Genomic DNA, 25006 nt, shown 5'->3' with positions numbered 1-25006 from the left:
GGTAACGGTACGAATCAGAGCCATTCCGGTTTCATAATGTTGGCGTGGCAATGAAATGAATTTGCGCCGCTCAAAAGGTATTTCGTGCTCAATGTGGGGAATAGGGTATCTGACGATTAAATCAATATAAACGGAATATTGAGATGGTCGTTGCGGTTCTTATCGTTTTTATATTGCACTCTGGCATAATATTTATAAAACGCACCATTATTCTGGTCCGTAACTGATCTGCGTCACGAACATCGATCATGGAGTCCTCAGCAGGATGCGACGACTTTCAAAAAACAACAGTGCACGCCTTGCCTCGATGCTTTTTTCTTCGACTGTCATGGTGTCTGTTCTGACGGTCGGTTACGGGGTACAGGCCGCGTCGGCCCATGATCCGCATCACAAGAAGACGGTCAAGGCCGCAAAGGCTGCAATGCCGGCCCCGGCGAATAGGGCACCTGCCGTGCCTTCCGTCGCACAGGCCGGCGGGACGGCCCATGCTGCTGCGACGCGGGCTGCGCTTCAGGTGCCGTCGCAGGGCGAGGATATCGCCATTTCTGCGCAGCGCCGCGCCCATGGCACGATGATCAGCGTTGGGTCCGCCGCTATCGCGCGGGCGGTGCCGGGCACCAATCCGCTGAAGGTTCTGGCGCAGCAGCCCGGTGTCATGTTCCAGGCGGATGATCCGCAGGGTGTCGATACATGGTCGACCCAGATCTATATGCATGGATTCCTGCAGAACCAGATCAGCACGACGCTGGACGATATTCCGCTGGGTGAACTGGCCTATCGCAACTATAACGGCCTGAACCCCATACAGGCCATCAGTTCGGAAAATGTCGGCCGGCTGGACGTCTCGACCGGCGCGGGTGCCGAATCCGTGGCCAGTACGAACAATCTTGGCGGGTCGATCGAGTACCATTCCTCCGACCCGAAGAAGAGGGCGGGTGGCACGGTTGCCCAGACCTTTGGCAGCAATGCGCTGTTCCATACCTTCGTGCGCCTGGACAGCGGCGAGTTGAACCGCACGGGCACAAAATTCTATGTGTCGTATATGCGTAACGACACGGATAAATGGAAGGCGGGTGGTAACCAGTTCTTCCAGCAGGTGAATGCGAAATTCGTCCAGCCGATCAGGGACGACAGCAAGATTTCCGCCTTTTTCGATTTCAGCCAGTATGCCCAGTTCAACTACCAGGATTACTCGCTCGATATCTGGAAGAACGGCGGAAACTATATCGACAATTATTATAACGGCAAGGCGAGTGGCTATATCGCCGCCATCGAGGCCGCGCGGGGCAATTATCCGTCGCGCCTCAACGGCATCAGCGACAAAGCGGATGCCGCCTATTATGACAGCACCTCGGCCTCGACCGATTTCTTTGGCGGCCTGACGGGTGATTTTCGCCTGACGGACAGAGTGCGCTGGAAGACCACATTCTATGGGCACGGCGAACACCAGCATAATGACTGGACCAATCCGTTCTATCCGTCGCCTTCGGGTGCGCCGATGTTCGAGCAGGTGAAGGAACCGAGCATCCGGCGTTTCGGCGCTCTGTCCTCGGTGCAGTACGAGGTCGCCCACAACCATATCGAAGGTGGCGTCTGGTACGAGAACAACCAGTTCAATTCGACGATGTTTGGCTATTCACAGCCGAACGTGGTCGATGGCGTCATCCTGGGCAGGCCGATCAATCCGCTGGGCAATTTCTCGAACAAGACGCCCTTCATGCAGCTTTTTGGCCAGATCACGAACACGAACACCTTTACCGCCTTCGTCCAGGATACCTATAATCCGCTGCCGAACGTTGCCCTGCATTTCGGGTTCAAGTCGCTGCTCAATACGTCGCGCGCCGGCGACGGCTATTACAATACGGCCTATTATGGCCCGGGTGCTTCGGCGGCGGGTACGCTGACGACCGCACGTGCCTTTCTGCCTCATATCAGCGGCGACTGGCATTTCCTGAAGCATCACGAGCTTTACTTCGATGTTGCGGAGAATGTGCATGCCTATCCGCAGGGGCAGTTCAAGACCGTTTCATCGCCCTTCGCGGTGACGCAGGCGGCCTTCGATTACGCCCGCCCGAGCCTGAAGCCTGAAAGCGATTGGGCCTATGCGGTCGGCTATCGCTATTCCGACCATTTCATGGATGCGACGCTGCACGCCTATCATACGAATTTCTTCAATCGTCTTCAGCAGATCACGTCCGGCAACATCGTGAACCCGATCTCCACGGTGCTGAATGTCGGCAATATTACGATGAATGGCGTCGATGCCGGCCTGACCATGCGGCTGGCGCGCGGCCTCTCGCTCTATAACAGCATCAGTTGGAACCATGCGACCTACGACGACAATGTGACGGCACAGGGCATCACCTATTACACCAAGGGATCACAGGTTGTCGCCTATCCCCGCCTGATGTACAAGTCCAGCCTGAGCTACGCCTATCGGGGATTCGATGCGAGTATCGACGCCTCCTACATGTCGCAGCGCAATCTGAGCTATACGGGCGACGCGAAGGTTCCGTCCTACTGGCTTGCGAATTTCAGGATGGGCTACAAGTTCGGCAATATGGGAAAATATGCCCATTCGCTCGGCTTTATGCAGAACCTGCAACTGGATTTCAACGTCTACAACCTGACCAATCAGTTCTATGTCGCGACGATGGGAGAAAACGGGTTCCCGCTTTCGGGCGATTACCAGTCGTTTCTGCTTGGCGCGCCGCGCCAGTTCTTTGGATCAATCCGCGCGGAGTTCTGAGCATCTGAGGCTGCATCATGCCCCCGCGTTGCGGGGGCAGGTTCCCAGAGGCTGTTCCAAAAGCTCTGATGGTGAGTGAGGCGCGGCATCAGCCGCGCGTCTGCCGGTGATTTTTGAGTATCGGAGCGGCCTCGTAGGCCGCCCCGCCGCGAAGCGCAGGAAATCACCGGCAGGCCGCCGCCAACGGGGCTTTTGAAACGGCTTGTCAGGCCGCCCTGATCGGGCGGAGGGGGATGTCTTCAAGCCCGAGGGCTTCGGTCGCTTGAATGATATCGGTAAAATGCCTGCCGCGTGCCGGTGGGTGGGACAACGTGGTGCGGATTGTCAGATCGGGATCGACCACATAAACCGTACGTTCCGCCATTGGCGTTGCCGGAACGATATCGCCGATATCCTGCATAACGCCCTGCCAGACCCTGGCGACGCGGTTTGCATCCTGTGCGGTGACCATCGTGAAGCCCGGGCCATGTGGGCTGTCATTGTCGCGCCGGGGCGACAGGCCGAGCAGCCGCACGGGCTGTGTGCGCCCAAGTGCCCATGCGACGGCGCGGCGCAGGCTATCCAGATCGTAATCGGCCGGATGCGTGATGACGATGCCCCAGCTTCCTTGCAGCCATGTATGGAAATGAATCGGGCCCGCATTCGTCTCCGCCGCGAAATCAGGGGCCTGCCATCCTGGGAACAGCGCCATCGTGAATTCTCCCTTTCAGCGTGGCTGGGCAACCAGGCGCAGATAGGGGCGCAGCGTCTTCCAGCCATTGGGGAAGAGGGCGCGGGCCTGCTCGTCGCTGACCGAGGGGGCGATGATCACGTCGTCGCCTTCCTGCCAGTTGGCGGGCGTTGTCACCTTGTGGTGGTCTGTCAGCTGCAGGCTGTCCAGCACGCGCAGGATCTCATTGAAATTGCGGCCGGCCGAGGGCGGGTAGGTCAAAGTCAGCCGGACCTTCTTTGCCGGGTCGATGATGAAGACCGTCCGGACGGTGACCTTGGGGTCCGCTGCCGGGTGGATCATGTCGTAGAGCGCCGCGACTTTTCCGTCGGCGTCGGCGATGATCGGAAAATTGACCGTAGCCCCCTGGGTGTCGGCGATATCGGCCGCCCATTCGGTATGACTGCCGACCGGATCGACGGACAGGCCGATGACCTTTGTGTTGCGCTTCGCCCATTCCGGGGCGAGTTTTGCGACGGCCCCCAGTTCGGTGGTGCAGACAGGGGTGAAATCCTTGGGATGGCTGAACAGGATGCCCCATGAATCCCCCAGCCATTCATGGAAGCGGATGCGACCGATGGTCGTCTCCTGCTCGAAATCGGGCGCGACGTCGCCGAGATGAATGCTCATGATGTTGGTACCCTTCCAACCAGGCCCCGGTCTACTGGGGCGCTCGATAACGATCTTATATCGTTATATGGAATATTCAACGTGATAATCGGTATTATGGACGGCGTTCGTGATGCGCCTGGCGCAGGCATCCCGGCCTGACCCGTAAGGCAACGCGCCGTACCTTTTAGGGGGATTCTATAAAAAAAATAATAAAAACAATTATATGAATGGATTTACGTTACGATCTGTGCGCTAATAACGTTAATGATCGTAATATGATTCATAATACGATCATATGATGTTTTAATCTTGACGCATGCCGGAGAGCCTGTATCGTTCCGTCTGTCGCCATCGCATGATGGCGTGATCATCCGGGGTATGGAGTCCGATGACCCTCATGAGTGCGCGAATGTGTCGCAACAATCGATGTAGCGTGGGATGGTCCGGCCACATGGGGCCGCCGCCCGCCCGATAACGCGCCGGCGGTGAATGCTGCCGGCGGACCCGCGCAAGCGGAACGACAAGGCAGCAGGCAATGTTTGAATCACGGATCGTCGAAATCGACGGCACGTTTCTGGGGGCGCTGATTGTGGAGGCTGACCGCAAGACGCGGCGCTTCTACGCAGCGCATGAGAGCGTGCGCCTTCTCCATAACCGTGTCCTGGCCGAGCCGGACGAACTGACGCGACAGGTCGTGTGGCAGTTCCGCCGCGCCCACGCCGACAGCCTGACACAGGCGCGGTGATCCGAACGCGGCAATTCGAAAATCGTCGGAAGGTTTGAGGCAATGAGGGGATTTCGCCCTCTGCATGACCGGGTGGCCCTGCCGCGTATCACTATTCGGCGCAGGAAAAGCCGGTAGAGGCCATCGTTGTTGCGGTGGGACCGGGCGTCCATGAAGGCGATCGTGTCCTGTTCGGCACTATCGTCGGCACGCGCTGACATTCGGAGAGCATCATGGCTACGAAAGACGTCAAATTCGCGGGTGGCAGCCTGCTGATCACAACCGGGGCCCTGGTGACAGAAAAGGCCGAGGCGAAAACACCCGGCACTGCACCGCAGGGCGCGGACCTGGGATATTGACGAAAACGGAAGATCGCGTTCGTCCGCTCGGGCGGACGCGATCCCTTTCGTCTTCGGGGACGGGACTGGAACAGAGGATGGACGCGGACGTCACCAGCCTGCGTGCCTATTTCGAACGGGGCGGAGTGGATGCGGCGGCGGTCAGTGCCGTCGCCCCTTCGATCTCGCCCGCCGGGCTGTGGGAATTGATTCGGGGCGAAGCCCGGGCGCACCGTGACCCGGTTCTACGGGACCTGACCCGGCCGAGCATTCTCGATCAGCCGGATTTCGCGACCGCGCTGGCCTATCTGCTGTCGCGCAAGCTCAGCAACGATCTGATGCGCAAGGCAAGTGTCTTCGCATTGATCAGGGATTTCCAGATCGGTCATCCGCAGGCGGTCGATATGGCCGTTGCCGATCTGGCGTCGATCCGCGAGCGTGATCCGGCTGCCAGCGGGCTGCTGGTCCCGTTCCTGTTCTTCAAGGGCTTCCATGCGATCCAGTCCTATCGGGTCGCGCATTGGCTGTGGCAGGAAAACCGTCGTCCGCTGGCGCACTATATCCAGGGCAGGGCGTCGGAAATGTTCGCCGTGGATATTCATCCCGCCGCGCAACTGGGGCAGCGGGTCATGTTCGACCACGGAACCGGCATCGTGGTGGGCGAAACCGCGGTGATCGAGGATGATGTCGCCCTGTTGCAGAACGTCACGCTGGGTGGGACCGGCAAGGAGGCCGGCGACCGGCATCCCAAGGTGCGGCGGGGGGCGCTGATCGGAACCGGGGCCAAGGTGCTGGGCAATATCGAGATCGGCGAGGGGGCGAAGGTCGGCGCCGGGTCGATCGTGCTCAAGCCCGTTGCCCCGTTCACGACCGTCGTGGGCAATCCGGCGCGGGTCGTCGGTGCGCCGCACAGGGGCCTGCCATCGCTGACCATGGATCAGAGCCTGCCGGCCATCGAGTATGAAATCTGAGGGCCCGGCGGTTTTTCCGGCTCACGATCCTGACTGCAATTGGACGATATGCACGATATCGGCCAGGGGGGTGCCGGGGCGTTGCGTCGGGGTGAGCAGGATCGTGGCCTGACGCGTCGTGCGACCGCCCTGGCCGTCCTGGACGATGATCTCGGCCCTGAAGCTGATGGGTCTGTTCTCGTTGCGGGAGGGCGGAGGGGGCACGGCGTCACCTGCCTTCCGCAAGGCTTGTCGCACCGTGGCGTCGGCTTGCGTGATATCCGGATCGTTGGGCTGGATGACGGAGAGATGCGGCGCCATGGCGCGCAGCAGGGCTGGATTCATGCCCAGGACCAGTCCGATCTCGCCGACTGTCTGGAAGGAGCCCTGCGGCGGATGATAGGTCAGCCCTGCCGCCAGATAGCGGGCGCGCATGGCTGCGACATTGCCCTGTGCGCTGCTGCGCCATTCCACCATGTTGGCCGCGACCGAGGCCGCCTGGCTGGCGGTCGCGCCGCATTGTTCCATCAGGGCGGCCAGCAGGGCGCGGGGTGCGCTATTGGGGTTGATCAGGCCGGCTTCGCTGCGTAGTCGCGTGGTCAGGGTCAGGCCGTTCAGGTGCGTGACGTAGGCACGGCCGTCCATCGCCCAACGCGCCGGGGATCGGTCCAGGGCGTGAAAAATTGCCTGCCAGACCGCGCCGTCCGCTTCCTCCTGCATCTGGGTTGCGCTACGCAGCGCCCGGATTCCGCGCAATTCGGTGTCGGCTGTGGCGATGACGATGGAGACGAGCAGAGACAGCCCCACCAGCGTCCACAGCACGATCAGCAGGGCGAAGCCGCCCTGGCGGTCGCGCGTGGCCGAGGTCGGGGTGCTGCATGTCACCGGTCCAGCCCCACCCCCCGTCGCAGCGGCCGCAGGGGGTCGGCACTGCCGGTCGTGTGCATGGGCGTCAGTTCATCGGGCACGTTTGCGGCATTCGGATGGGTGTCGCGCAGATCTTCCATCAGGCTGACCGCATCGCGCTCGTCATGGATGACGTGGGGCGTGATCAGGATCAGCAGTTCGGTACGCTGGCGGTTGTTGTTCTGGTTGCCGGCCAGGAAGCCCAGAACGGGGATGTTCTTCAGCCAGGGGATGCCGCTGTTGGCGCGGCTGGAATTCTCGGTGATCAGCCCGGCCAGCCCCACCGTCTGCCCGTCCTGCACTACGACGCGCGAACTGACCGAGCGGTCGTTGAAGGTGGGGTTGGTGGTGGTACTGGCGGTCGTGACCGCCGAGGTGCTGCTGACCGAGCTGACCTCCTGCGCGATGTCGAGCGTGACCAGGCCGGCATGGCTGACATGGGGCGTGACTTCCATGATCACGCCGGTCGGCTGGTAGGTGAACTGGTTGTAGATCGACGTGCCGATGGTGCTGGATTGCGATCCGATCTGGACCGGTACCAATTGCCCGACCTGCAACCGGGCCGGGTGATTGTCCTGGACCATCAGCTGCGGCGAGGACAGGACATGCACGGTGGTGACGTTCTGCAGCGCGTCGATGGCGAATGGTGCGCCGCCGCCGCTGGCGCCACCGATGATGAAACCTGGCAGGGTGTGGCTGAATGCGGCGGTCGCCAGCGTGCCGGTGGTGATCGTCTGGCTGTTGGTGCTGAGCACGCCGTTGATGCCGCCGGACTTGAAGAAGAACTGCGTGCCGTATTGCAGCGCGTCGTTGAGCTGGACCTCGGCGACCACGGCGTCGATGCGGACCTGGAGCGGCATGACGTCGATGCGGTTCAGCATCAGTTCCACATTGTCGCTCTCCTGGTCGGTGGCGTAGACGAGGATCGCGTTGTGCTGGCCGTTGGAGATGATCCGCATGCCCTGGGGGCGGGAGGATTCGCCGCTTGCGGAACTGTCCAGCCCGCCCAGCAGGGGATTGTTGAAGGAAGCGGCCTGCTGCTGGCCCGTGCCTGTCGCCCCCTGGGTTCCTGCCGGGGCTCCTGTCTGGGTGCCGGTCGCACTGTTGGTGCCCAGGCCGCCGGTCGTGCCTGCATTGCCACCCAATCCGCCCAGCCCGCCGGTGGTGCCGCCCATGGCGCCACCGCCCATATTGCCCATGGCGTTGCCCAGGCCGCCGGTGAAGCCGGTCTGGGCGAGTTGCGAGGTCGTGCCCTGTGTGGTGCCGGGCGGCAGGGCCGTCACATTGTCCGGGGTGAAGGCCTGTTGCAGCGTGTAGGTGACGTCGTTCACGTTGGAATTCTGCACGTAGAAAATGTGCCAGGACCGGACCGTGGCGCGGCGGTTGCGTTCGATCAGCGCGAACAGGCGGCGTGCGTCGTCGATGTAGCGCGTATTGCGTGCCACGATCAGCACGGCATTGACGCGGGTGAGGGGCAGGACCTGCACGATTTGCGCCAGGGACCCGCCGCTGCCGTGCAATGCCGTCTGCAAGGCCGATGCCATGTCCTTGGCATTGCCGGAATCGACCGGAAGGAGCGCATAGGACTGGCTGCTGAGCCAGTCGACGTCGAATGCGTGGATCACCTCGACCAGGGCGTTGCGTGCCGCCGGGTCGCCGCTGACGATTACCGCGTTGCCGCTGTCGACCGGCGTGAGGTGCGCGCCGGACTGCACGAAGGGCTGAAGGGCGCGTGTCAGGCTGGCAGCCTCGGCGTAGCGCAGCGGGACCATCATGTTGCCGCCCAGCGCGGGATTGTCGGCCATTCCGGCCATGCCGGCCGGGGAGCCGCCGCCCTGGGAACCGCCGGTCTGGCCCTGGGCGGGGACGATGCGGTACAGCCCGTCGCTGTGCAGCAGTACGGCCTGGACCTGGGCGAGGAGCATCTGCAAGGCCGGCAGCACCTGCGCGTTCGTCAGCGGGGCGGAGGTATGCAGCGTCACCGTTCCATGTACCGCCGGGTCGATCGCGTAGTTTACGTGCAGGATATCGGTCAGGATCTGCGCCACGGCATCGCGTATGTCGGTATCGGCGAAGTTGAGGGAAACCTGCCCCTCGCCGGCCGCGATGCCCGAGGAGCGCAGGGACGGCAGGGTGTTGCGGCCGTAGCTGTACTGCACCTGCGCGGACGCATCGGTCGTGCCGATCCGCCCCTGGGCGCCCTCGGGAGCCGGAGAGGCCAGTGGCAGCGCGCCGGAGAGGAGTTTGACCCGTGGCGGCCCGTTGTCGCACCCCGCTACTGACAGGCAGAGGGCCAGGCCGGTGCAGAGGGAAGGGGCATGACGAGGCATCGTGCCCTCGGGCAGGCGGCGACGCGTTGTCATGCCTGCCAGGGAGCGGAGCAGAATATTCATCGTGTAGGGCCTTGTCATTGGTCTTCAGGGCTGTGGGGTGGGCTGGATGTGGACGCGGTGCCGTGCGTCCCGCTGTCGGTGCGGCGATCGCGGTCCGGGCGCATGGCCTGTTCGCCCGTCGCGCCGCGAACCCGGATCGTACCGTTCTCGATCGCGAGGACCCGCCATGGGCCGACAACGTCGCCGACATCGGCGATCCGGCCGCGCGCCTGTCCCGGGATCATGAAGATGGCGTGCCGCCTGCCATGGCTGACGACGATGCCCGCCAGGCGGGGGAGGCTGTCTTCCGTCGCCTGGGTTTCGGCCGGGCGGCGGGCCGGGTTGAACAGGGGGCGCGCCAGGATCGTCTGCCGCCATGAGTCGATCTGCGTGGTATCCGGGGGGGTCTGTGCCTTCTGCGGAGGCGGGGCGGCGAGGGCCCGTGCCGCGCAGGCGCCGAGCATCAGCGCCGCCAGGCAGGCGGCGGGGGCTCGGCGCGGTCGGGATGCGGTGCGGATCATGGTGCGTCCTTCCGCGCCGGCGTGCCGTCCGTGCGCCGGAACGCATGAACCACCATGTCGCAATCCATGGCGGCGGCCGAGCCGCCGTCCGCATCGGCGCCATGCAGATGCAGCCCGTCGATCACGATCGCGGGGGTGGATTGCTCCAGCCGGGCAAGCAACTGGATGAGGGTCGGAAACGGCGCGGTGACCACGACATGCAGCCCGATCCGCCGGTAGCGCCCGGCGATTGCCGGGGCCACGTTTTCGGCACTCGTGATCTCGGTCCCCGTCGTGCTGGCGAGCTTTTGCAGGATGTCCTGCAAATTGGCGCTTGCGACGGCGTCGGTGGTGCCGTCGATCAATTGCGACGGGCCGGGCGCTGAGGTGGTGGCCGCCTGGCGCAGTGCCGGCAGGGCGGTGGCCAGCCGTTCCATGCGGGCGAGGGTGGCGCGTTGCAGTTCCAGCCCCTGTGCGCGGTCGGCATGGAGGTTCCAGACCGGTCCCAGCACCAGAAGCCATGCCAGCCCCAGCGCGACCGCCAGCATGCCCAATGCCAGTGCCTGCCCCCGCCGCCCTTCGGGGAGGGTGCGTACCCATGTCAGCAAGGATGTTGTCCCGTGATTCATGTTTTTTCCGCTCAGTGGCCGACATCGACGCGAATGGAAAACACGCTGGCATTCTGCCCCGTCACGCGCGTGACCGGGGCGACGAAGGCGGGATTGCGGAAAAGCGGCGTCCGGCTCAGCACCTGGATCAGCCCCGTCGCCTCGGGCGACTGGCCGCTGATGATCAATTGTCCCTGGCGGAGGCTCAGATCGGTCAGAAAACTGTTGTCGGGCAGCATCTGCGTGGTTGCCGCCAGTACCGCCATCGGGTCGCCCCATTGCCGGCGCGTCGCGGCGATGACGGTCTCGCCGGCCTGGCGATCTTCGGCCTCGCGGCGCAGCATGGCCGCCTGCAGGGCGGCCGGGCGCAGCGCCGCGATCCGCGCCGACAGCGCCGCCTGTTCGGTGGCCTGGCGCCAGAACAGGAGCGCCACCACCAGTGCGGGCAGCAGGGTGGCACCGGCCGCCACCAGGATGCGGGTGTCCTTCAGGCTGCGCCAGGGCGACCGGTCCGTCTTCAGCGGGATGGGAACCGACCGGGTGGCGTCGTCCAGCCGGTCCGGCTGGATGCCGAGCGAGGCGAGCATCCCCAGGGGGGTAGAGACGGATGCCCGGAGTACGAGCGACAGCAGGATGCGCACCTGATTCAACGCGGCATCCCGCCGGATGATGGTGTGGCTGTAGAAGAGCGCATCGGCGGAAAAGGGAGTCAGCCGGTCCATCTCATAGGCCAGGGTTCCATCCAGGTCGGTCTCGGTCGCGGCGGGCAAGGTCACCTCGCGCTGCATCACCATGCTGGGTGGCAGGAGCAGGATCGTTTCGGTCGGATGGTACCGGCCTGCCTGAATGGCGCGGCAGGTGGCCTGTGTTTCGGCATCGGCGGCCTCGGACAGGCCGAGCGTGCCCAATGGCGTGGAACGGCCTTGCCGTTCCAGCGACAGGGAAAGCGATTGCCCGTTCCATGCGGCGACCAGCCGGGGAGGCGATTGGAGCCGTGCCAGCCGCACCCGTTCCGGGATCAGGCTGCGGATCTGTCGCCACCACCAGGCGAACAGGAGCCTGGCAATCATGAGGTGCGCTTCATGATGTTGGCTCCTGTCACGGCATAGGGTCCAGCAGGGGGGAAGCGACGATGTCCGGCCAGTGCCGGGGATCGCCGTCGGGGAAGCGGATGCGGATGCGCACCAGCGCCGGCAGGTGGTCGCCGTCCCATGTCGTATTCCAGTGTCCGTTCGAGAAATAGGAGCAGTCCAGGTCCGTAACGTTTGTCAGCAGCGTTTGCTGCCGTTCGCCTGCCGCGGATTCGATGACGTGCCGGTATGGAATCCAGATCAGCAGCAGGCGGTGCCTTGTATCGACCGACAGGCGGATGTCCGCCTGGGCGTCCGGCTGGTTGCCCAGTGCCATTGGCAGCGTGCCGCGCAGCACCAGCCCGTGCGCCTGCCCCACGAAGAGGGGGCCTTCCCGGCCCGCTCCGGGATCGGCGCGGGTGATCAATCCGCGCAGCAGGCGATCGACGGCGCCCAGTTCGGCCTGCGCGGCCAGCATGCCGTGCTGGCGTTCGAACAGCATCGTCGCCGTCTGGAATCCCTGTTGCAGGACCAGAAGCACCAGCGAGAACACCACCAGTGCGATCAGGATTTCCAGCAGGGTGAAGCCTGCCTGCCCGTGACGTTTGCCGGTCATGGAGATGCCTCGCGCGTGCCCAGGCGGAGGGTGCGCAGTTCCACCGACCGCCGGCCTGATGCGGCGGACGGATCGGGCCAGGATTCGGTGACCTGTACCCGGTACAGCACGAGGCCGGATGAGATGCCGGCAGCCGCCTCTGCGGGCACGATCCGGACGTGCCAGTGCAGGGCGCTGCCGTCGTCGCCATCCTGTTCCAGCGGACCGATGCGCATGCCATGGCCGACGGCAGCCAGATGCGATTGGGCGCGGGAGAGGGCATCCTGCGTGCGGTTGGAGAGTTGCGTGGCGGCGACGCCGTCCAGCATGCCGCGATAGGCGACCGTCAGCGCCAGGATCACGATGACGAAGGCGACCAGGACTTCGATCAGGGTAAAGCCGTCCTGTGGGGTGGATGGGCGTGGTGGGATCATGGACCCTCCACGCCGACGGCGCCGGTCAGCCAGTTGACGCGCAGGATGACATGCCGCCCGCCTTCGGCCAGCGCGGCTGTGGGGCCGGCCGCGCTGCCGTCGGGATAGAAGAGGAAGCGCGCCGGCCCGGCGATCGACACGCCGGCCGGCAGGCTGTGGCGGAGACCGGGTTGCTGCCCGTAATCCCGGTGCGCCGCGTCGAGCGTGAAGGGCAGCGTGGTGCCGGAATAGATGGCCTGCATCCGGGCTTCGCGCATTGCCGACGCGACCTGACGCGCCGCGCCGTGCAGATTCAGCGTGACGGAATGAAACGGCCCGCGTCCGACCATGATCGCGCCGACCAGGCTCAGGATCAGGACGACCACGATCATTTCGATCAGGGTGAAGCCGCCCTCGCCGGGCCGGGCGGGGCGTCTATTGTGCAAGGTCGTTCAGGCTCAGCATCGCCAGCAGCAGCGAGGAAACGATCCCGGCGACCAGCAGCCCCATGATGATGGTGATCGCCGGCACCAGCAGCGCCACCAGGCGTTGGATGGCGATGCGGGCCTGGTCCTCGTGAATGTCGGCGGCGCGCAGGGCCATCGGCCCGAGCTGTGCCGTTTCCTCGCCCAGCCGCAGCAGGTGGATCATGCGGCGCGGGAAGACCGACGCGCCGTCCAGCGTCGCGGCCAGCCCGTAGCCGGCCTTGGCGCTCTGTGTCGCCGCGTCGATCGCGGCGATGGCGGCGCGATTGGTGGTCGCCTCGCGCACGATCGCCAGTGCCGTCAGGATCGGTACGCCGTTTTCCAGCAGCGTGCCCAGGATGCGGGCGAAGCGGGCGGCGAGGATTTCGCCGATCAGCGCGCCCACGACCGGCAGGGCCAGCAGCCGGCGATCCACCATCAGCCGGATGGGGGGACGGCGCAGCAGGGCGCGGCCCAGCAGAACCAGCGCCAGCAGGACCAGCGGCACGGCCAGCCCATAATGGCCCAGCCAGGCGCCGGCCCCGATCAGGAATTGGGTCGAGGCCGGCAATGCGACCCCGTTCTGGGCGAACAGGGGCGTGAACTGGGGCAGGACCGTGGTGAGCAGCAGGGCGATCGACCCGATGGCTGCCAGCGTCAGGATGGCGGGATAGATCATCGCCGACTGCACCGTCGCGGTCAGGGCCCGTTCGCGTTCCAGCAGCACCGCCAGCCGGTCCATGGTCGGTGCGAGGTCGCCGGTGGCTTCCGCCGCGCGGACCATGCCGAGATACAGGCGCGGGAAACTGCCGGGATAACGCCCCATGGCCACGTGCAGCGCGCGGCCGTCGCGCACCATCGTGCGGACGCCGTCCAGCACGGCGCGCACCCGCGCGCGGGGCGTGGTCTCGGCCAGGAAGCGCAGGGCGCGGTCGATATCCTGCCCGGCCCCCAGCATGACCGCCAGTTCACGCGTGATGGCGGCCAGTTCGGCGCGGCGCAGGCCAGGGCGGCGCAGCGTGCCCGCCAGGCCGCCGAGCGCCCGTGTCGGGGCGAAGGGCGGCGGCGCGCCGATCCGCATCGGGATATGGCCCTGGCGGCGCAGCGCCGTCAGGACCGCATCTTCGGTCTCGGCCTCCAATGTGCCGCGGATCAGCGTGCCCTGGGCATCGACGGCGGTGTAGGCGAATTCAGCCATGTGATTGCCTCCCCGTCAGGTGCCGGCGCGGACGCTGCGCGTGACATCCTCGATCGTCGTCTCGCCGCGCAGGGCGGCCGCCAGGCCGGCGGTGAACATCGGCACCATGCCGGCGGCGATGGCCGCGCGCTCGATCGCCATGTGGTCGCTGCGCGAGAAGATCAGGTGCTCGATCGCCTCGTCCGGTTCCAGCAGTTCGGCGATCGCCTGGCGGCCGCTATAGCCGGTCTGGCGGCAGCGGGGGCAGCCGACGGCATGGAACAGGGTCACCGGCGCGCCGCCGGACAGGCGGCGCAGGTCGAGCCGGTCCACCAGTTCGTGCGATGGGGTGTAGGGCGTCTTGCAGGCGTCGCACAGTCGGCGGACCAGCCGTTGCGCCAGCACCCCGCGCAGCACGGCCGTCAGCAGGTAGTCCTCGACCCCCATGTCGCGCAGGCGGATGATGGCGGCGGCGGCCGAATTGGTGTGCAGGGTGGACAGGACCAGATGCCCGGTCAGCGCCGCCTGCACCGCGATCTGCGCGGTTTCGATGTCGCGGATTTCGCCCACCATGATCACGTCGGGGTCCTGGCGCAGGATGGAGCGCAGCAGGGTGGCGAAGGTCAGGCCGATCTGCGGCCGGACCTGGACCTGGTTGATGCCGTCGAGCTGGTATTCGATCGGGTCTTCGATCGTCACGACCTTGCGTGTGGTGGCGTTGAGGTCCGCGAGGCCGGTATAGAGTGTCGTGGTCTTGCCCGAGCCGGTGGGGCCCGTCACCAGCACGATGCCGTTCGGTTGCGCCAGCAGGGCGCGCATGCGGGTGACGATGTCGGGTGCCAGCCCCAGCGTGGCATAGTCGAAGCGGACGCTGGAGCGGTCCAGCACGCGCAGCACCACCGTCTCGCCATATAGCGACGGGATGGTGGAGACGCGGAAATCGATCTCGTGCCCGCGCACGGCCAGCTTGATCCGCCCGTCCTGCGGCAGGCGGCGTTCGGCGATGTCCAGCCGGGCCATGATCTTGATGCGCGAGATGATGGCGGGGATCAGTTGGGCCGGCGGGCTCTCGACCTCGTGCAATACGCCGTCATGGCGGTAGCGCACGCGCAGCCTGTCTTCGAACGGCTCGATATGGATGTCGGATGCGTGGCTCTCCACCGCGCGGCCGATGATCTGGTTGACCAGGCGGATCACCGGCGCCTCGGAGGCCAGGTCCTTCAGCCGCTCCGCATCGTCCTCCAGCGGGGCCTCGTGATCCTCGGGCGGGGACGATTCGGCCTCGGTGCGTGGATAGAGGCGGTCGAGCGCGGCTTCCAGCTCGATCGGCACGCCGACCTGGCAGGCCACGCGCAGGCCGGCGGCGGCTGCGATCGATGCCGGCGTGAACCCGTCCAGCGGGTCGCGCAGGGCCAGTGTCAGGATATTGTCGCGCACGGCCAGCGGCACCGCGTGCGCGTCGCGCAGGAAACGGGCGCCGAGCGTATCCGCCAGCACGGGGTCATCGGGATAATGTTCGGGCGCTACCAGCGGGATGTGCAGCAGGTCGGCATAGCTCTGCGCCATGTCCCGTTCCGACACCAGGCCCAGTTGCAGCAGGATCTGGTCGAGCCGGCCGCCGCTTTGCTCTGCCGCGCGGCGTGCGCGTTCGACGGACCGTGGGTCGCAGCGGCCGTGCGCGACCAGCAATTCGGCCAGGTCCTCGACCGGGGGGATGGCCTTATCCATGAAGCGGGCAAGCCGTCTGCCATAGCCAGGTTCCCCACATCGACGCGGCGAGGCCGGGGCCGAAGGGAATGGCCATGTCGCGGCCGATCCTGCCGCGTGTGATGACGAGAATGAAGCCGAGGGTCAGGAGTGCTGCCGCGAACACCACCATGGGCAGCGCGGCCGGCCCCAGCCATGCCCCGCCGGCCGCCAGCAGTTTCGCGTCGCCCAGCCCCAGCCCGTCATGGCCCCGCAGCCGGCGGTACGCCAGCGCGAGTCCGGTAAACAGGGTATAGCCGAGCAGGGCCGCCGTGCCGTGCGCCAGGAACGTGGTCCATCCGTCCGTTGCGGCCAGTATCAGCCCCGCCGCCGTCAGCGGCAGGGTGAGGATGTCCGGCAGGCGGAAGGTCTTGAGGTCGATCGCGGCCAGGACCAGCAGCCACCACCCGAACAGGCAGCCGCGCCAGGTCGCCGCCGCTGCGAGCGGGCCGGTGGCGCCACCTGCGAAGGCTGCCAGCATGGCCAGGGCCGCGACGGCCAGGGCCAGGATTTCCATGACGGGATGGGAAGGGTCGATCGGGGCGTGGCAGGTGCGGCAGCGCCCCTTCTGCGCCAGGTAGCTGAGCAGCGGCACCAGCTCCCATGGCGTCAGGATCGTCCGGCAGCGGGGACAGGCCGAGCGGGCCAGGACCACGGGGTCGGTACGGGGCAGGCGCCAGGCCAGCACCCCCAGGAACGACCCGATGAAGGGGGCCAGGAAGAGAGGCAGCCAGGGGGACGGCAGAGGGGGAGGAAGCTGCATCGCCGGGGCGTTCAGGGGTTGCAGATCATGGTTGCCCGATCGGCGGCATTGCCGCTGGAGCCGGCCGAGCACAGATCGTACTCATGCCCCGGCCGCTCGGAGGGATTGCGATAGATATAGGGATGGTGCCACGGATCGAGCGGGTCGGTGCCGTCCTTGACGTAGGGGCCGTTCCAGCTCTCGGCGCCGGCCGGTCGGGCGACCAGGGCGTGGAGCCCGTCTTCGGTGCCGGGATAGCTGCCCATGTCCAGCCGGTACAGATCCAGCACCTCGCCCAGCCGCTGGATCGACTGCCGGGCCACCGAATTGCGGGCGCCGCCCAACTGGCGCAGCGCGGCCGGGGCCACGAGGCCGATCAGCAGGCCGAGGATGGCGATCACGACCAGCAGTTCCAGAAGGGTGAAGCCGCCGTCGCGGCCCTGCCGCGCGGAGGAAAAGGCGTGAGAAGATTTCGGCATCTTGAACCCGCTTTGCTGTGATAGGAAACGAGGCCGCCGCATCAGGGCCGGCATTCAGGATGGAAGGGCAGGACCCCGCCATGGCGATTGCGTATGTCGGCTGCATGGTGTTCGCGGCGTCGCTCTACCATCTGCCTCCGCGCATCCTGCCGTCGATCCAGGCGGTGGAGAACGGGCGGAACGGGCTGGTGCATCATAATGCGAACGGCACGGACGATCTGGGCGTCATGCAGGTCAATACGCTCTGGATCGATCCGATCGCCCGTTTCACCCATGTCGCGCCGCAGGTCGTCTATCGCAACCTGCTGGACCAGCCTTGCTATAATATCAGCGCGGCGGGCGCGATCATGCGTGTGTATCTGAATGAAACGCGCGGCGACCTGATGCGGGCGGTCGGCAACTATCATTCTCATACCGTCCTTCTGAACCAATCCTACCAGGCGCTGGTGCTGGCCTGGGCGCGGCGCCTGTTCCAGCCGACCCTGCCATAGATGGGGCGTGCGATCATCGGGCGGGCGCCGAGATGCGGAGGCCGGTGAATTGCGTGCGGCCGCCATCGGAAAACAGCGATACACCGTTGCTGCCCGCGGGTGGGAACACCAGGTCGGTCATGCGCAGCACGCCGCCATTGGCGAAGAGTTCGACCGAATTGCGATCGACCGCCAGATGCAGCGACACCACCCCGCCCGGTGCGGACAGGTGGGCGACATGCGCCAGGCTGAAACGGGGCGAGAACCCGACCTGGCCGGAATGGCTGCGATCGAGCGTGAGATTTCCCGATGTGAAATCGTAGCTGATCACGGTTCCTGTCCGGCCGTCCGGCGCCTGCCGCACGACGATGCCGGCGCGTGGCGCGTCGCCCCGCCGCAGGGTCACGCGGATATCCAGCACGTCTCCGCCCAGCGGGGCATGCCAGCTCTGGCCCGGACCCAGTTGCCGGTCGGAAAAGGCGGAGACGCCCTGCCGATGCACCAGATCCTCGTACGTCGCGGCTGGTGCCTGGATCAGGACGGGTTGTCCATCGACCGTCTTCAGCCCAAGCCGGACGGGCAGCGTCATCTGTCCGCGCCAGGGGGATGTCGGGAGGGCGTCCGCGTAATCCCAGTTGCTCATCCACCCGATCAGCAGCGGCGCAGCGGAGCCGGTATTGGCGAAGCGGATCGCCGCATACTGGTCGGCGCCGTGATCCAGCCAATGATAGGCCGATGGATCGGACCCTTCCGGCGGCAGGCTGTCGGGCGTGAAACGGGTGCCGTCGAAGCGCCCGATGAAATATTGAACGCCCGATCCGCCGGCGATGCTCCAGGGATTGACGCTGACGATCATCGCCCAGCGTGTGTCATGCGGATTGCCGTCCAGCGCAAGCGGTATCAGCAAGGGCATTTCCCACAACATGCCGGGCTTGCGGTAGCCGGACGGCTGGAAATCGCTGAGGAAGGACCAGTGCAGCAGGTCGGTCGACCGGTACAGCTTGACCAACTGCGCATCGGCGACGACCGTGGTCATGATCCAGCACTGGCCCTGCGGGTACCAGATAATCGACGGGTCGCGGAATTGTCTTGAATCCGGCTGCAGGGTCAGGATCGGATTGCGATCGTAGGCCTGCCAGTGCGCGCCGCGATCCAGACTGTAGGACAGGGATTGGGCCTGCGTGCCATCGGGGTGCGCGGGATTGCCGTGGAAGACCGAGGTATGAAATGCCAGCAGCGGCGGTGCGGAGGCGCTGCCCAGCCCGGAGCGGTTCTGGCTGTCATAGATGACGGTACCGGAGAAGATATCCTCTTGCGGGGTGGCGGGAATGGCGATGTCCTGCTCCTGCCAGTGCAGCAGGTCGGTGCTGGTGGCGTGCCCCCATGACATGGGGCCCCAGACCATGCCGGCCGGATTGTACTGGTAGAAAAGATGATAGGTGCCGTCGAGAAGAAATGGACCGTTCGGGTCGTTCACCCAATGTTCGGCGGGTGAGAAATGCAGGGCCGGCCGCCATTGGGGTGTCGGTGCCTCCTGCGCCCGCAGGTGAGGCGGCGGCATCAGAAACAGGCATGCCACGGCGAGCGCGCGGCAGCGAAGGACGATGTCGAACCGGGCCGTATGAACGGATCTTTTCATCTTCCTGGGCATGGTTCCCGCGAATCGGAAAACCGGCCCCTTCCGGGATGGTCCCGGAAAGGGCCGGTCTGGCCTTGTATTATTTGTTCGTGTTGACGAAAGCGTTGACCTGGCCGGTGGTATTGGGCCCGATCGAAACATTCTGGCTGATCAGGTCCTGGATGAAGGCCGAGACGTTGATGTCTGCGCGGTTGGCCGGGATGTCGCCATAGCCGCCCAGGCCGCCATTGCCGTAGCGCAGGTCGACCGCCGAGGCATCGGCGCGGATGCCCAGCTTGACCGTCGGAGACAGCGTGCCGCCGCGACGGTTTTCGACCGTGTCGATGAAGGATTCGACCAGGCCGCCCGGCATCACATAGTGGGAGTAGGACTGGAATGCCCTGGGGTTCTGCAGCGGATTGGCATCATAGTCGGTGCCTGCCGCCTGGTTGAGGTCCGTGGGATTGCCCAGCACGAGGCCGCTGCCGTAGTTCATGGGCTGGAAGTCGCTGCGGATGCCGTTGCCGACGAAGCCATACACGCCGTCCGGACCATCCACACCCGCCGCGTAGGTCGTGCGGTGGCTGATGGTGAAGATGTAGTATTTTCCGTTCTTGATATACATCTGGGGACGTTCGGTCTGATCGTTGACGCAGTTGGCCGAGATCAGGGGCGTCAGGAACTTCCATTTCGACAGCGATGAATCCTCGGCCACCGCGAGGCCGATCGCCGCCTTCTGATAATAGGCGCCGCTATCGAGGACCTGCTGAACGGTTTCGGCGTGCGGATCGTTGGGGCGGTAGCCCAGATCCTCGGCGGTGCAGTTCGCGACACCGCGCTGGCCGGCGGTATTGCCCTCGAACACCATGTAGTTCACGCCGGGATGGTTCGGGTCCTCGAAGGTGAACGGATCGCGGAAGTTATAGTACGGGTTCTGCGCCCCGTTCTGGTAAAGCACGCCGTCAGGACGCAGCAGCGGTGTGTGGGTGGTGAAGCCGGTGAACCAGACATGGTTGAAATCGGCATGGATCTGGCCCAGGCTCTGGGTGATCACCGCCTGGGCGGGGGTGATATCCTGCCCGGACGCGTCGCGGTTGAACGCCATGTCGGTGTAGAACAGCGATACCTTGTTGTCGCGCGGGTCCAGCAGGCGCATCGAGCCCGACCATTCCGCCGTGATCGTGTAGGCCGTCCCCTTGAAGACCTGTTCCTGCGCGCCTTCCGGGATCAGGTGGCCACCATAGATCCAGCCGCCATTCGCGGGGCGCTGGTCGGCCCGAATCCCGGCGCGGCGATAGAAGAAGCCGATGCGGGCGTGGGTATGGCGATCGTCGAAGCCGTATCCGGCATTCTTGTCCGCCGTCAGGCAGAAGATGACTTCCCAGCCGTTATAGCTGAACTGATCGGCATGCTTGTCGATCAGGGTCCAGGTGTCCCATACCCAGACATCCGGATTGATGGTCGGGAAATCTGCAGGAATACCGGGCATGATCAGTTGGGAAGGCAATGAGTTCTGCCCCGCCGAGACCGATGGGTTCGAATGCGCCTTGATCTGCAGCGCGTCGGCGCGCGTCCAGCGGGCCGTAAAGTCCCCGTCGGGCGCATAGGCCTGTTGGGTATGGATCGTGGGCAGGGGGAAGCCAGGCACGCCGGTCAGCGAAGTCCCCGGGAACATCCGGCCCGCGTGGGGCATCATGCCGGGATGGGGGGCGACACGGAGCGCCTCCTGCCGGGCATTCTGCGTCTGCGCGAATGCTGTCTGGGCAGCCGTGGCGGCGATCAACGATCCGGCCACTGCCATTGTGAATATTGGTTTTTTCCGGCGTATGTTTGCCATATTACCCTCCTTCCGTATGACGCACTCCTGGTCGAGGAGCTGCCTCATGACCGTGGTATTCGTCGACAAAATGTTGATTTACAACGACTTATGTCTTTCGCCTTCGGGGCAGGGAAGAGAAGATCACTTTTTGGTTACAAGAGTCAAATTTAATTTTATGACGAATTTACGGCAAATTCGTGCCGGTTCCGATGAAATGCCAATATCAAACGGCACCGTTTGCGCTAAAAATAGTAAATTTTACGTTAAAATAAATGTATTCGAATGAATACTATGCTCCGAATCGGTCTGAAATGTGGCAGGTTTATTTTTACCTGATCTCTGCCTGAAGGGCATCGTCATGGTGATTCTGGCGTCCGGCGGATATGCGAGAAACGATGCGGGCAAGTCCATAGTTCCCGTCCGGCCCGTGAAGGGAACATGGCGGCACCATGAACCTGGAGCTTCACCCGTCGGATGTGGAACTCCATCATCCGTCGCATTGCGGATCGTTCGATGATCATATCTCGCGGGTGGGCCGGTGCGGGCGTGCCCGCGCGAACGTGACGGCGGCCGCGATATCGTCGATCGCGGTGCAGGGCGGAAATGACCGGACCGATGACCCTGTCCGGACGTTCGACCCTTGCCCTGGGTTTCGCCGGGCTGGCGTTGCCCCTGCGGGTACCGGCCGCGCATGCCGCGGTCACGGCCGTCAGGATCGGCCAGCAGAAATTCGGCACGCTGATCCTGCTGAAGCAGAAGCGTTTTCTGGAGGAGGCCCTGCTGCCTTCCGATCGCGAGTCGCCGGTCGTTCTGGTCGGGACGGGGCTGACGGTGGTGGACATGCTGCTGCGCCTGCGGGAAAAGGGGCATCGCGGGCCGGTCACCATGGTGTCCAGGCACGGCCTGCCGAGCCTGGACCATGTGTGCCGGGTGCGGGGCCCGCTGTGCCGGATTCGACGGTGCCTTCCGCCGGCGCCTATCTGGCGGCGTTTCGGAGCGCCGTGCATCGCGGAACAGGTGGAGCGGCAGCGGCGAGCGGGGCTTCTGGCCATCCGCCGCGGGCATGTGCGCGATCTGGCGATGTCGGCCGGGATTGGATATCTGACGATCGTGACGTCAGGGGGAACGGAAAGCCTCCGCATCATGCGTCATCAACTGCACCGGGCCGGTCACCGACTATCGGAAGGTCCAATCCCCGTTGCTGAGGACGCTCTTCCTGGACGGACATGCGGTCGCCGGGGATTGGGGCGTGACGCTGGCGACCGATGCCAACGGGGCGCCTGAGGGGCATCCGGTGCCGGTGCGCCGGTATTGTACGCGATCGGGCCCATGCGGGCCGGAACCTTGTTCGAGACGACGGCGATCCCCGAGAGCCGGCAGCAGGCCCGGAGCCTGGCCATGCATCTGGCGTGGATACGGTCGTCACCAGGTGGCGCGCGCCGGCTTCTATCGGGAGCAAAAGAGTGGACGATAAAATCGTCCGGCGATATGGAATACGATGTTCTTTAATCGTCCGGATGGTTTTGTGGATCTGATGATCCCGGTATGATGTCCGAAATAAAAAATTCTTGTTCAGATCGGATGTACCTGGCCGACTGCGTGAATTCTATGTATTCTTGTTTCTCGATGTGCGAGATGGTCGTAATTCATTGAGCATGCAGTTGAAGGTTCCGCAATGACGATGCTGGAGAATGGCACGGCGGCCGCGCAGACGATGCGCGATATCGCGGCCGTTGTGCCCATCCTGCCGGAAACGGCCGTCGGCGGCGATGTCCAGCAGCATTTCGAGAATGATCCCCACCTGCTGTACGTCGTCATCGTCGATCGGGAAGGGCACCCGCTGGGCCTGGTCGACCGCCATACGTTTCATGTGCGCATGGCCGGCCAGTATGGATATTCGGTCTATCACCGGCGTCCCGTCACGCTGCTGATGGACCCGCGCCCGACCATCGTGGAAGCCGCCGTACTGGTGGCGGACTTCCTGCCGCAGGCCCTGGGTGCGAACCCGTCGGAACTGCTGCTGGGCTTCATCGTCGTCGAACACGGGATCTGCCTGGGGGTCGGCTCGGCCATCGACCTGGTCCGTCACGCGCATGCCGCCAAGAAGACGGCGCTGTCGGAACTGCGCACGGCGACGGAGAGGCTCCATGAGGCGAATGAGAAGATCCTGCGCGACAAGCTGTTCATCGATCGCATCGTCCAGAATGTGCCGTCGCCGCTGATCGTCCGGTCCGTCGGCAATGGAGAGGTCATTCTGATGAATCGCGCGGCCAGGCGGTTCGGCGATTCCGCCCTCTCTGAAAGGACGTCTCATATGACGTCCCGCATGACGGATGCGGCGCCGGCGGATGACGGGCAGGCGAGCATGGAGTTTTCGCTCGAGGACCCGGAGGGAAAGCGGCGGGACCTGATCCTCAACCGGCTGATGATTGCCGACCGGTCGGGAATGCCGCTGTGGGACCTGTACGTTTTCGATGACGTGACGGTCTATCGGGAGAATGAGCGGCAGATCGAGCGGCTGGCCCATTTCGACAAGGTGACCGATCTGGCCAATCGCCGCCTGTTCAGCATGCGGCTGGAAGCATTGTGCGGCGGGAACAGGCCGGCTGTGCTGTTCTATATCGACCTTGACTATTTCAAGATGGTGAATGACGTCCATGGTCATCCGGCGGGGGACGCCCTGCTGCGCCTTGTCGCGGAACGCCTGCGCGAGCACGGGCGGCCTGGCGACCTGATCGCCCGCCTCGGGGGGGATGAATTCGCCATTCTATGGCCCAATACCGCCTTGCCGTCGGAAATCGAGCTGCGGATGACGCCGCTTCTGGCGTCGCTGAGCGCGCCCTATCTGGTGGATGGCAAGCGGATCGTGATCGGGGCCAGCATCGGGTCCGCCCGTTTCCCCGAAGATGCCGACAGTGCGGAGACCCTGCTGCAGCACGCGGACATGGCGATGTATCGCGCGAAGACCCAGGGACGGAATCGTTTCCAGCAGTTCCAGGCCGCGCTGAGCGAGGAGGTCAGGAGTGCCGCGATCCTGACCGAGGAACTGCGCGATGCGCTGGCGAGCGAGACCCTGACCCTGCATTTCCAGCCGATCTATGAACGTGATGGCCAGCAGGTCAGGAGTTGCGAGGCCCTGGTGCGCTGGTGCCATCCGGCGCGCGGCACCGTCCTGCCTGACCAGTTCATCGCGCTTGCCGAACAGAGCGGGCTGATCCACACGCTGGGGCAGTGGGTGATGCGTGCCGCGTGCCGGGAAGCGCTGTCATGGCCGGACGCGATCAGGGTGGCGGTGAATGTATCCTCGATCCAGCTCGGCGATGCGGCCTTTCCCGATATGGTCGGGAGAATCCTCCGGCAGACCGGCCTGCCGGCACACAGGCTGGAAATCGAGATTACGGAAACATCGTTTCTGAAAAACGAGAAAGCGAACCATGCGGCGCTGCGCAAGCTGGCCGAGATCGGTTGCCGGCTGGTGCTGGATGATTTTGGAACCGGATATTCCTCGCTGAAATATCTGTGGTCCTTTCCGTTCAGCAAGATCAAGATCGATTGCGGGTTCGTGCAGGCGATGTCTCAGGAGAAGGTCGGCAAGATCGCGCGGACCATTCTCAGCCTCGCGCATTCCCTGGATCTGTCCGTTACGGCCGAAGGTGTGGAAACGGACGAGCAGTACCGGCTGCTCGTCAGGATGGGGTGCGACGAGGTCCAGGGCTATCTGTTCGCCCGGCCCCGGCCGGTGGAAGATATTCTGCCGAGTCTGCTGGCCTGTGCCTGATGCGCAGGATGGGCACCATGGGCCGGCGGAATGTGTCCCCTCCACGGTTCAGAGGGAATTTTCTTTCATGATTTGATTGCCTTGTCGCGCGATTTTGCAACATTTTCTTATGATGCTATGGCGTGTTCCCTGCCTGCTCGCGACAGGCGGGGCTGCAACCGCACGGT

Annotated in this window: 24 protein-coding genes; 8 read left to right on the top strand and 16 right to left on the bottom strand. The window is 64.5% G+C overall.

Features of this window, described 5'->3' with window-relative positions:
• Nucleotides 1–328: 328 nt before the first annotated feature.
• Nucleotides 329–2749 (top strand): TonB-dependent receptor, encoded by a 2421-nt coding sequence (locus HLH36_RS10955; RefSeq protein ID WP_246376717.1) that lies wholly within the window; start codon nucleotides 329–331, stop codon nucleotides 2747–2749.
• Nucleotides 2750–2954: 205 nt separating this feature from the next.
• On the opposite strand, the gene HLH36_RS10950 is transcribed toward HLH36_RS10955, so the two are convergent.
• Both HLH36_RS10950 and HLH36_RS10945 read right to left on the bottom strand, forming a co-directional pair.
• Entirely contained in the window at nucleotides 2955–3440 is a 486-nt protein-coding gene (locus HLH36_RS10950; RefSeq protein ID WP_182986401.1) for a thioredoxin domain-containing protein, read from the bottom strand.
• A 15-nt stretch (nucleotides 3441–3455) separates the two neighbouring features.
• Nucleotides 3456–4088: a peroxiredoxin gene (locus HLH36_RS10945; RefSeq protein WP_182986400.1), complete on the bottom strand. Its 633-nt coding sequence runs from the start codon at nucleotides 4086–4088 to the stop codon at nucleotides 3456–3458.
• Nucleotides 4089–4605: 517 nt separating this feature from the next.
• Between HLH36_RS10945 and HLH36_RS10940 the strand changes: the two genes are divergently transcribed.
• The 3 genes from HLH36_RS10940 (at nucleotide 4606) to cysE (ending at nucleotide 6103) form a co-directional block, all read left to right on the top strand.
• Nucleotides 4606–4815: a hypothetical protein gene (locus tag HLH36_RS10940; RefSeq protein WP_182986399.1), complete on the top strand. Its 210-nt coding sequence runs from the start codon at nucleotides 4606–4608 to the stop codon at nucleotides 4813–4815.
• 212 nt (nucleotides 4816–5027) lie between these two features.
• Nucleotides 5028–5153 (top strand): hypothetical protein, encoded by a 126-nt coding sequence (locus HLH36_RS20065; RefSeq protein WP_275943788.1) that lies wholly within the window; start codon nucleotides 5028–5030, stop codon nucleotides 5151–5153.
• Nucleotides 5154–5230: 77 nt separating this feature from the next.
• On the top strand, nucleotides 5231–6103 hold the full coding sequence (gene cysE, locus HLH36_RS10935) for a serine O-acetyltransferase (protein ID WP_182979967.1): 873 nt from the start codon (nucleotides 5231–5233) through the stop codon (nucleotides 6101–6103).
• Between the two features lie 21 nt (nucleotides 6104–6124).
• Here cysE and HLH36_RS10930 read toward each other — a convergent pair whose 3' ends face one another.
• From HLH36_RS10930 to gspG, 12 genes are read right to left on the bottom strand one after another with little or no spacing between them, the layout of a single operon-like run.
• On the bottom strand, nucleotides 6125–6967 hold the full coding sequence (locus HLH36_RS10930) for a type II secretion system protein GspK (RefSeq protein WP_182986398.1): 843 nt from the start codon (nucleotides 6965–6967) through the stop codon (nucleotides 6125–6127).
• Nucleotides 6964–9381: a type II secretion system secretin GspD gene (gene gspD / locus HLH36_RS10925; RefSeq protein WP_246376715.1), complete on the bottom strand. Its 2418-nt coding sequence runs from the start codon at nucleotides 9379–9381 to the stop codon at nucleotides 6964–6966. The genes HLH36_RS10930 and gspD overlap by 4 nt, the downstream gene beginning before the upstream one ends.
• A gap of 14 nt (nucleotides 9382–9395) precedes the next feature.
• Entirely contained in the window at nucleotides 9396–9881 is a 486-nt protein-coding gene (locus HLH36_RS10920) for a general secretion pathway protein GspN (protein ID WP_182986397.1), read from the bottom strand.
• Nucleotides 9878–10489, bottom strand: a complete 612-nt coding sequence (gene gspM, locus HLH36_RS10915) for a type II secretion system protein GspM (RefSeq protein WP_182986396.1) — start codon at nucleotides 10487–10489, stop codon at nucleotides 9878–9880. Before gspM ends, HLH36_RS10920 begins: the two co-directional genes overlap by 4 nt.
• Before the next feature lie 11 nt (nucleotides 10490–10500).
• Nucleotides 10501–11538, bottom strand: coding sequence for a PilN domain-containing protein (locus HLH36_RS10910; RefSeq protein WP_182986395.1), 1038 nt, complete (start codon nucleotides 11536–11538; stop codon nucleotides 10501–10503).
• A gap of 28 nt (nucleotides 11539–11566) precedes the next feature.
• Nucleotides 11567–12154 (bottom strand): prepilin-type N-terminal cleavage/methylation domain-containing protein, encoded by a 588-nt coding sequence (locus HLH36_RS10905; protein ID WP_182986394.1) that lies wholly within the window; start codon nucleotides 12152–12154, stop codon nucleotides 11567–11569.
• Nucleotides 12151–12567 carry a type IV pilus modification PilV family protein gene (locus tag HLH36_RS10900; RefSeq protein WP_220792793.1) on the bottom strand — a complete coding sequence of 139 codons (417 nt, stop codon included), beginning with the start codon at nucleotides 12565–12567 and terminating at the stop codon, nucleotides 12151–12153. Before HLH36_RS10900 ends, HLH36_RS10905 begins: the two co-directional genes overlap by 4 nt.
• The gene (locus tag HLH36_RS10895) at nucleotides 12564–12992 is read right to left on the bottom strand and encodes a GspH/FimT family pseudopilin (RefSeq protein ID WP_246376713.1); all 429 of its coding nucleotides are present in this window, start codon (nucleotides 12990–12992) and stop codon (nucleotides 12564–12566) included. The genes HLH36_RS10900 and HLH36_RS10895 overlap by 4 nt, the downstream gene beginning before the upstream one ends.
• Nucleotides 12982–14208, bottom strand: coding sequence for a type II secretion system F family protein (locus HLH36_RS10890; RefSeq protein WP_182986393.1), 1227 nt, complete (start codon nucleotides 14206–14208; stop codon nucleotides 12982–12984). Before HLH36_RS10890 ends, HLH36_RS10895 begins: the two co-directional genes overlap by 11 nt.
• 15 nt (nucleotides 14209–14223) lie before the next feature.
• On the bottom strand, nucleotides 14224–15915 hold the full coding sequence (locus HLH36_RS10885) for a GspE/PulE family protein (protein WP_182986392.1): 1692 nt from the start codon (nucleotides 15913–15915) through the stop codon (nucleotides 14224–14226).
• Nucleotides 15908–16696, bottom strand: coding sequence for a prepilin peptidase (locus HLH36_RS10880; RefSeq protein WP_182986391.1), 789 nt, complete (start codon nucleotides 16694–16696; stop codon nucleotides 15908–15910). Before HLH36_RS10880 ends, HLH36_RS10885 begins: the two co-directional genes overlap by 8 nt.
• Nucleotides 16697–16707: 11 nt before the next feature.
• A complete protein-coding gene (gspG, locus tag HLH36_RS10875) occupies nucleotides 16708–17154 on the bottom strand; it encodes a type II secretion system major pseudopilin GspG (RefSeq protein WP_182986390.1) in 447 nt (148 codons plus the stop codon).
• An 80-nt stretch (nucleotides 17155–17234) separates the two neighbouring features.
• On the opposite strand from gspG, the gene HLH36_RS10870 reads away from it, so the two are divergent.
• Entirely contained in the window at nucleotides 17235–17645 is a 411-nt protein-coding gene (locus HLH36_RS10870; RefSeq protein WP_182986389.1) for a lytic transglycosylase domain-containing protein, read from the top strand.
• A 13-nt stretch (nucleotides 17646–17658) separates the two neighbouring features.
• Here the strand turns inward: HLH36_RS10870 and HLH36_RS10865 are convergent, their stop codons facing one another.
• A complete protein-coding gene (locus HLH36_RS10865; RefSeq protein WP_182986388.1) occupies nucleotides 17659–19263 on the bottom strand; it encodes a glycoside hydrolase family 32 protein in 1605 nt (534 codons plus the stop codon).
• A gap of 79 nt (nucleotides 19264–19342) precedes the next feature.
• Nucleotides 19343–21079, bottom strand: a complete 1737-nt coding sequence (locus HLH36_RS10860; RefSeq protein WP_182986387.1) for a glycoside hydrolase family 68 protein — start codon at nucleotides 21077–21079, stop codon at nucleotides 19343–19345.
• 46 nt (nucleotides 21080–21125) lie between these two features.
• Between HLH36_RS10860 and HLH36_RS10855 the strand changes: the two genes are divergently transcribed.
• The 3 genes from HLH36_RS10855 to HLH36_RS10845 all read left to right on the top strand — a co-directional run bounded on the left by HLH36_RS10855 (nucleotide 21126) and on the right by HLH36_RS10845 (nucleotide 24839).
• Nucleotides 21126–21347 (top strand): hypothetical protein, encoded by a 222-nt coding sequence (locus tag HLH36_RS10855; RefSeq protein ID WP_182986386.1) that lies wholly within the window; start codon nucleotides 21126–21128, stop codon nucleotides 21345–21347.
• Between the two features lie 329 nt (nucleotides 21348–21676).
• Nucleotides 21677–22345: a hypothetical protein gene (locus HLH36_RS10850; protein ID WP_182986385.1), complete on the top strand. Its 669-nt coding sequence runs from the start codon at nucleotides 21677–21679 to the stop codon at nucleotides 22343–22345.
• A 391-nt stretch (nucleotides 22346–22736) separates the two neighbouring features.
• Nucleotides 22737–24839, top strand: a complete 2103-nt coding sequence (locus tag HLH36_RS10845) for a putative bifunctional diguanylate cyclase/phosphodiesterase (protein ID WP_246376711.1) — start codon at nucleotides 22737–22739, stop codon at nucleotides 24837–24839.
• Nucleotides 24840–25006: the final 167 nt, after the last annotated feature.

The sequence above is a fragment of the Gluconacetobacter aggeris genome (genome assembly GCF_014174395.1).
GTDB lineage: Bacteria > Pseudomonadota > Alphaproteobacteria > Acetobacterales > Acetobacteraceae > Gluconacetobacter > Gluconacetobacter aggeris.
The sequence above is the reverse complement of the archived record's forward strand: the minus strand, read 5'-3'. Positions and strand labels throughout refer to the sequence as shown.

Coding starts and splice junctions, on each gene's coding strand:
- HLH36_RS10955 (WP_246376717.1), top strand. CDS start 329: ATGGTGTCTGTTCTGACGGTCGGTTACGGGGTACAGGCCGCGTCGGCC.
- HLH36_RS10950 (WP_182986401.1), bottom strand. CDS start 3,440: ATGGCGCTGTTCCCAGGATGGCAGGCCCCTGATTTCGCGGCGGAGACG.
- HLH36_RS10945 (WP_182986400.1), bottom strand. CDS start 4,088: ATGAGCATTCATCTCGGCGACGTCGCGCCCGATTTCGAGCAGGAGACG.
- HLH36_RS10940 (WP_182986399.1), top strand. CDS start 4,606: ATGTTTGAATCACGGATCGTCGAAATCGACGGCACGTTTCTGGGGGCG.
- HLH36_RS20065 (WP_275943788.1), top strand. CDS start 5,028: ATGGCTACGAAAGACGTCAAATTCGCGGGTGGCAGCCTGCTGATCACA.
- cysE (WP_182979967.1), top strand. CDS start 5,231: ATGGACGCGGACGTCACCAGCCTGCGTGCCTATTTCGAACGGGGCGGA.
- gspD (WP_246376715.1), bottom strand. CDS start 9,381: ATGAATATTCTGCTCCGCTCCCTGGCAGGCATGACAACGCGTCGCCGC.
- HLH36_RS10920 (WP_182986397.1), bottom strand. CDS start 9,881: ATGATCCGCACCGCATCCCGACCGCGCCGAGCCCCCGCCGCCTGCCTG.
- gspM (WP_182986396.1), bottom strand. CDS start 10,489: ATGAATCACGGGACAACATCCTTGCTGACATGGGTACGCACCCTCCCC.
- HLH36_RS10910 (WP_182986395.1), bottom strand. CDS start 11,538: ATGATTGCCAGGCTCCTGTTCGCCTGGTGGTGGCGACAGATCCGCAGC.
- HLH36_RS10905 (WP_182986394.1), bottom strand. CDS start 12,154: ATGACCGGCAAACGTCACGGGCAGGCAGGCTTCACCCTGCTGGAAATC.
- HLH36_RS10900 (WP_220792793.1), bottom strand. CDS start 12,567: ATGATCCCACCACGCCCATCCACCCCACAGGACGGCTTTACCCTGATC.
- HLH36_RS10890 (WP_182986393.1), bottom strand. CDS start 14,208: ATGGCTGAATTCGCCTACACCGCCGTCGATGCCCAGGGCACGCTGATC.
- HLH36_RS10885 (WP_182986392.1), bottom strand. CDS start 15,915: ATGGATAAGGCCATCCCCCCGGTCGAGGACCTGGCCGAATTGCTGGTC.
- HLH36_RS10880 (WP_182986391.1), bottom strand. CDS start 16,696: ATGCAGCTTCCTCCCCCTCTGCCGTCCCCCTGGCTGCCTCTCTTCCTG.
- gspG (WP_182986390.1), bottom strand. CDS start 17,154: ATGCCGAAATCTTCTCACGCCTTTTCCTCCGCGCGGCAGGGCCGCGAC.
- HLH36_RS10870 (WP_182986389.1), top strand. CDS start 17,235: ATGGCGATTGCGTATGTCGGCTGCATGGTGTTCGCGGCGTCGCTCTAC.
- HLH36_RS10865 (WP_182986388.1), bottom strand. CDS start 19,263: ATGAAAAGATCCGTTCATACGGCCCGGTTCGACATCGTCCTTCGCTGC.
- HLH36_RS10860 (WP_182986387.1), bottom strand. CDS start 21,079: ATGGCAAACATACGCCGGAAAAAACCAATATTCACAATGGCAGTGGCC.
- HLH36_RS10855 (WP_182986386.1), top strand. CDS start 21,126: ATGACCGTGGTATTCGTCGACAAAATGTTGATTTACAACGACTTATGT.
- HLH36_RS10850 (WP_182986385.1), top strand. CDS start 21,677: ATGACCCTGTCCGGACGTTCGACCCTTGCCCTGGGTTTCGCCGGGCTG.
- HLH36_RS10845 (WP_246376711.1), top strand. CDS start 22,737: ATGACGATGCTGGAGAATGGCACGGCGGCCGCGCAGACGATGCGCGAT.